Origin of the sequence: Campylobacter sp., from assembly GCF_017646085.1 — a bacterium.
Taxonomy (GTDB): Bacteria; Campylobacterota; Campylobacteria; order Campylobacterales; family Campylobacteraceae; genus Campylobacter.
In genome coordinates this window covers 1-5,326 of record NZ_JAGCNF010000043.1, presented here as the reverse complement: position 1 = coordinate 5,326, position 5,326 = coordinate 1, and the positions used below count along the sequence as shown (strand labels likewise).

General features: G+C 32.6%; 9 protein-coding genes. All 9 read right to left on the bottom strand.

Features of this window, described 5'->3' with window-relative positions; translation table 11 throughout:
- Positions 1-198, bottom strand: a 198-nt coding sequence (locus tag J6V67_RS02085; protein ID WP_291857821.1) for a KH domain-containing protein, incomplete at its 3' end; no start/stop codon positions are given.
- A gap of 192 nt (positions 199-390) precedes the next feature.
- A complete protein-coding gene (locus tag J6V67_RS02080) occupies positions 391-789 on the bottom strand; it encodes a GTP-binding protein (RefSeq protein ID WP_291857819.1) in 399 nt (132 codons plus the stop codon).
- The gene (gene hslU, locus J6V67_RS02075) at positions 786-2,108 is read right to left on the bottom strand and encodes an HslU--HslV peptidase ATPase subunit (RefSeq protein ID WP_291857817.1); all 1,323 of its coding nucleotides are present in this window, start codon (positions 2,106-2,108) and stop codon (positions 786-788) included. Before hslU ends, J6V67_RS02080 begins: the two co-directional genes overlap by 4 nt.
- A gap of 3 nt (positions 2,109-2,111) precedes the next feature.
- Complete coding sequence (gene hslV, locus J6V67_RS02070; RefSeq protein ID WP_086224543.1) at positions 2,112-2,648, bottom strand: ATP-dependent protease subunit HslV; 537 nt, start codon at positions 2,646-2,648, stop codon at positions 2,112-2,114.
- Positions 2,648-3,091 carry a 50S ribosomal protein L9 gene (gene rplI, locus J6V67_RS02065; RefSeq protein ID WP_086248329.1) on the bottom strand — a complete coding sequence of 148 codons (444 nt, stop codon included), beginning with the start codon at positions 3,089-3,091 and terminating at the stop codon, positions 2,648-2,650. The genes hslV and rplI overlap by 1 nt, the downstream gene beginning before the upstream one ends.
- 39 nt (positions 3,092-3,130) lie before the next feature.
- Positions 3,131-3,877, bottom strand: a complete 747-nt coding sequence (locus tag J6V67_RS02060) for a 4-(cytidine 5'-diphospho)-2-C-methyl-D-erythritol kinase (RefSeq protein WP_291857812.1) — start codon at positions 3,875-3,877, stop codon at positions 3,131-3,133.
- Positions 3,874-4,101 carry a carbon storage regulator CsrA gene (gene csrA, locus J6V67_RS02055; protein WP_086224540.1) on the bottom strand — a complete coding sequence of 76 codons (228 nt, stop codon included), beginning with the start codon at positions 4,099-4,101 and terminating at the stop codon, positions 3,874-3,876. The genes J6V67_RS02060 and csrA overlap by 4 nt, the downstream gene beginning before the upstream one ends.
- On the bottom strand, positions 4,089-4,916 hold the full coding sequence (gene truB / locus J6V67_RS02050) for a tRNA pseudouridine(55) synthase TruB (protein WP_291857807.1): 828 nt from the start codon (positions 4,914-4,916) through the stop codon (positions 4,089-4,091). Before truB ends, csrA begins: the two co-directional genes overlap by 13 nt.
- On the bottom strand, positions 4,913-5,326 hold a 414-nt coding region (locus J6V67_RS02045; protein ID WP_291857805.1), incomplete at its 5' end, for a 3'-5' exonuclease. The genes J6V67_RS02045 and truB, both read right to left, overlap by 4 nt.

Here is a 5,326-nt window from a genome sequence, read left to right as displayed (position 1 = left end):
CTTTTGATTGCTAAATTCACTTATAATTTTGCGAGCCACAATTCCAATACGCTTAATAGTAGCACCATTTTTACCAATTAAAATTGCCTTATGATGAGTATTGTCTGTTATGATTTTTGCTTCTATTTCTAGTATATCACTCTTTTGTTTTACTTTTGATATGGTTGCATCAGAACTATATGGCACCTCTTGACTCACGCACTCAAATATAGCCTCTAATATAAAATCCCTATAGATATCTCTTTCATTTGTTGTGGTGATAAACTCTGGATCATAGTAATGAGGATGCTCTGGAAGCAGGGGGGTAAGAGCATCTAAAAAAATCTTTCTATAGGCTTGTTTTTTAATAGTTATTGGAACTATAGCTTGAAAATTATTTGAGTATTTTTGTTACTCATTTAACTTTTGAAATAGTTTATCTTGGCTTGCTTGATCTATCATTGTAAGTGCGATTATATGAGGTAAAGTAGTATTTAAGCTTAAGAACTTTTCGTAATTTTCTAAACTATCAAAAACACTAGCTACAAATACTACCGCATCTGCATCGCCTAAAGATTTAATAGCGCTTTGAACCATTAGCTTATTTAATGTCTTAGCGCTATCATGAAGACCTGGAGTATCTATAAAGATTGCTTGGTCTTGCCCGTTCATTACAATGCCTAAAATTTTGCGTCTAGTGGCATTTTGTTTATGTGAGACCATTGAGATTTTTTGGTCTAGCAAATAGTTTAAAAGGCTGCTTTTACCAGCATTTGTTCTGCCTATTAAGGTTACAAATCCGCTTCTCATAATATATATTTTGCCCTATCTTCATCTTGGCAAATTTGCCCTAATTTTTCATCAACTAACTCTTTTGTTATGCTAAATTTCTGGCCTTTATACTCATCAGCATTAAAGCTAATATCCTCAAGTAGTTTTTCGATAACAGTATGAAGTCTTCTAGCTCCGATATCTTCTACTTTTTGATTGGTACTTTGAGTTAGTTTAGCAATTTGCCTTAAAGCATCATCACTAAATTCAAGTTCTACACCCTCTACATTAAGTAAAGCTTTATATTGATTTAAAAGTGAATTTTTAGGTTTTGTTAGAATTTCATATAGCGCATCCTCATCTAAACTATCAAGACTTACACGCAGCGGAAATCTACCTTGAAGCTCAGGGATTAGATCGCTTGGCTTTGAGATATGAAATGCTCCAGCCGCTATAAAGAGTATATGATCAGTTTTAATAGTTCCAAATTTAGTAGATACATCACTACCTTCTACAATAGGCAAAAGATCTCTTTGAACGCCTTCTTTGCTAGGGTCTTGGCGAGATGAACCAGCACTACTTACAGCAACTTTATCTATCTCATCAATAAATATTATTCCTTCATTTTGAGCTCTTCTTAATGCTTCGGCTTTAATGCTTTCCATATCTAATATTTTTTCGCTAGCTTCGTTTTTTAGGCTCTCTTTGGCATCTTTTACTTTAAGCTCTTTTTTAACTTTTTTGTTTGTAATTCCAATTACTTTTATAAAGCTTTCTTGCATAGCAGCCATATCAGGTGGTAAATTTGACCCAGCTTCAAAGCTTGCTTGGTCGATTTCTAGCTCAATAGTAAGGTCGTCAAGCTTGCCATCTTTTAGTTTTTGTTTCATCTTTTCATAGCTGATTTGATATTGCTCTTTTTTCTCATCAGTTGCACCATTTGGGAGTGGTGGTAGTAGTTTTTCTAAAATTTTTTTCTCTATGTATTCTTCTATTTTATCGCTATTTTTTTCACGATGTTCTTGCTTTACTAAATTTAAAGCCGCCATTGCAAGATCCCTAATCATAGATTCTACATCTCTACCAACAAAGCCAACTTCGGTATATTTACTAGCTTCAACCTTTATAAATGGTAAGCCAAAAAGCTTTGACAGACGTCTAGCAATTTCTGTTTTGCCTACACCTGTTGAGCCTATCATTAAGATATTTTTAGGCACTATATCATCTTGAATATTAGCTGGCAATTGCATACGTCTATAACGATTACGCAAAGCAATAGCAATGATTTTTTTAGCATCGTTTTGACCGATTACATAGTCATCTAGAAATTTTACTATATCTTTTGGTGTTAAGTTCATATTTTAATCCGTTAATGTATAAGTTTTTATATTTGTATTTGTATAAATACAGATCTCTCCGGCTATTTTTAGACTCTCTTTTACTAATTCTTCACTACTAAGCGATCCAAATTTATCCAAAGCCCTAGCAGCTGAGAGTGCGTAATTGCCACCACTTCCAATGGCTGCTATCTTGCCATCTTCTGGTTCTACTACATCTCCAGTTCCACTTAGTAAAAATATATGATCACGATTTAGTACTAACATCATAGCCTCTAATTTTCTTAATACTTTATCTTTTCTCCACTCTTTGCTAAATTCAATTACAGCCTTAAGCAAATCACCCTTGACTCCATCAAGAATTCTCTCAAACATATCAAAAAGATTAAATGCATCAGCAGTTGACCCAGCAAATCCGGCTAAAATTTTACCTCCATAAAGCTTTCTAATCTTTACAGCATTGCCTTTTAAGATGGTAGAACCAAAGCTAACTTGACCATCGCCACCTATTACAGCAGCATCTTTGCCTCTATAAGCTAGTATAGTAGTAGCATGAAACATTATTCACCTACTACTTCTATTTTAAATTTAGCATGAATTTGGTGAGTTAGCTTGATTGATATTTCGTGCTCACCAAGGGCTTTTATATTATCACATTCTAGAGATTTTTTATCTATTTCATAGCCTTTTTGGTCTTTTAATGCTTTTGCTATTTCATCTTTTGTGATGCTACCAAATGGAGTTCCATTGGCTCCTAGTTTGGTTTTTATAGTGATTTTCACTCCAGCTAATTCATCTTTTAGTTTTTCATTTTGGCTAATCTCATACTCTTTAATTTGAGCTTCATTTCTTTTAGCTGCTTCCCATTGTCTTAGCACAGCATCTGTTGCAGCTTTTGCTAAGCCTTTGCCTATTAAGAAATTATTACCATAGCCATCTTTTACCTCTTTTACCTCTCCAGCCTTTCCTAGGCCTTTTACATCTTTTATTAGTAGTACTTTCATTATTTGTCCTTTAAATTTGATTTGGGTTATTTTACTTTTTTATGTTAAATTTTTGGTTTTAAATTTAGTGCTTCCACTTCCACTTAAAAACTCATCGTTAGCAATATTTAGCTCACTATAAATCTGCTGACATGGCCTTAAAAGATCATTTAACTCTATATTTGTAAAATTTACTAAAATTTCGCTACTTTTTAGCTTTTTTAAATCTCTAGCTAAATTATCATCAAATCCATTAAAGTTAGCTCTATATTGGTTAAAAACTTTTGGAGTAGAGCAAAAAATAGGGCTAGTGATAATATCTAAATTTGGTATATCATCATCAAATTCTTCTACAATCTCACCAATTCCACTTACATTTGCAGCTTTAAATTTGCTTACAAAAAATGCTACATCAGCACCAATTTTATGAGCTATTTGCATTAATTTTTTTTGTGAAATATTTAAATTTAATCTATCATTTACTAAGTGTAAAAAGGTTGCTGCATTACTGCTACCACCACCTAAGCCACCACCAACTGGAATGTTTTTAATTAGACTTACTTGATGGAATTTAAAAAACTCTTCAAGCTGTTTGCTAAAACCAAGCGCTACTAAAGCATCATAAGCCTTAAAGATAATATTATCGCTAAATGGATTATCTATAATAAGGCCGTCATTTATTCGTTCAACTAGCTCAACCTCATCATATAACCAATCACAAATGATAAATCTAGAGCTTAGTTCATGATAGTTCCCACGAAATCCAGTAATTTTTAAGAAAATATTAATCTTAGCAAAACTTCTCATTTAAATATCTTTTTGGCTAGAATTTCTAGCAAATTTTGCTTTGGTTCGCTAGCAACTGTGTTATTATCGGCAATCTCTCTTACTAACTCTTTGCGTAGAATTAAGATATCTTTTGGTGCTTGAATTGCGATTTTTACATTTTGTGTACCAATACCTAAAATTGTAATTTCGATATCATCTCCAATTTTGATTGATTCTGTAACTTTTCGTGTTAATATAAGCATTTCTCCATCCTATTTATTGCGTATTTTACCTCTTGGTTTTCTATTTTGATTATACTAAAAGCATCATTTAATTCAATTAGATATTCCCCATCGCTACTAATCTTAAAATCACTGCATTTAAGTTTTTTACCTAAAATTATATCTTTAATATCGCCTTTATAGCTATTTTTAGTTAAATTTAGATATTCTAATGGATTTAGTGGTATTTCATTTTCAAACTTAAATTTACCTTCACTCAATCGTTCAAGTGCGCTAAGTGTACCAATTTGTCCTAAATTTTTGGCTAAAATTTGTGCATATGAGCGTATATATGACCCAGCTGAAACTGATATATCAAATGTGATAAATGGGTGGCAATAGCTTATAAATTTAGTGCTAAAAACCTCCATTTGACACTCTTTTAGTTCAAATTCACTCCCAGCCCTGGCTAACTCATAGGCTCTTTTACCATCAATTTTTTTTGCGCTAAATTTTGGCGGTATGTAGTTTATTTTGCCTTGAAGATTTTGTAAAGCGTTTTTTATCTGTGCTTCATCTAGGGTAGGTGGAAGGTGAATTTGGTTGATATTTTCATTATCTCCACTATTTGAACTAGCCCCTAGCCAAAGTGTTGCTCTATATATCTTAGGTTCTATATTTAAATAGTTAAATAATCTAGTATATGCTCCAAATGCTATAATCAAGCAACCACTTGCAAATGGGTCTAAAATACCAGAAAACCCAGCCTTTTTTACGCCATACTTACGCTTGAGTCTGCTTAAGAAGTGATTTGATACTACTCCTTTTGGTTTATATGCTACAAATAGTCTATTCATATAACTTTCTCTACAAACGATGACATTATATCTTTGATATTTCCGCCAAAATTTATTTTAAGTTTAAATTCATTTTTAATCTTTGTTACCTCTATAACACGCCCGATACCAAATATTTTATGTTTAATTAAGTCGCCTTTTTTAAACTCATTTTGACTTTCAATTTTGAGCGAACCTTCGCATAGTCCAGCTTCGCTTAAAAATCTTGATCTATTTAGCTTAGTTCTTTGACCTTTGTAAAATCTTGAATTTGAATATGATAGGTTTAATCCCTTTTTGGCTCTTGTAATTGCTACATATGCTAGGCGTCTTTCTTCTTCTATATCACTTCCATCGCCAAGTAATGGGAAAAATCCCTCCTCAAGCCCAATTACAAATAGATGTTCAAACTCAAGCCCTTTGCTTGCATG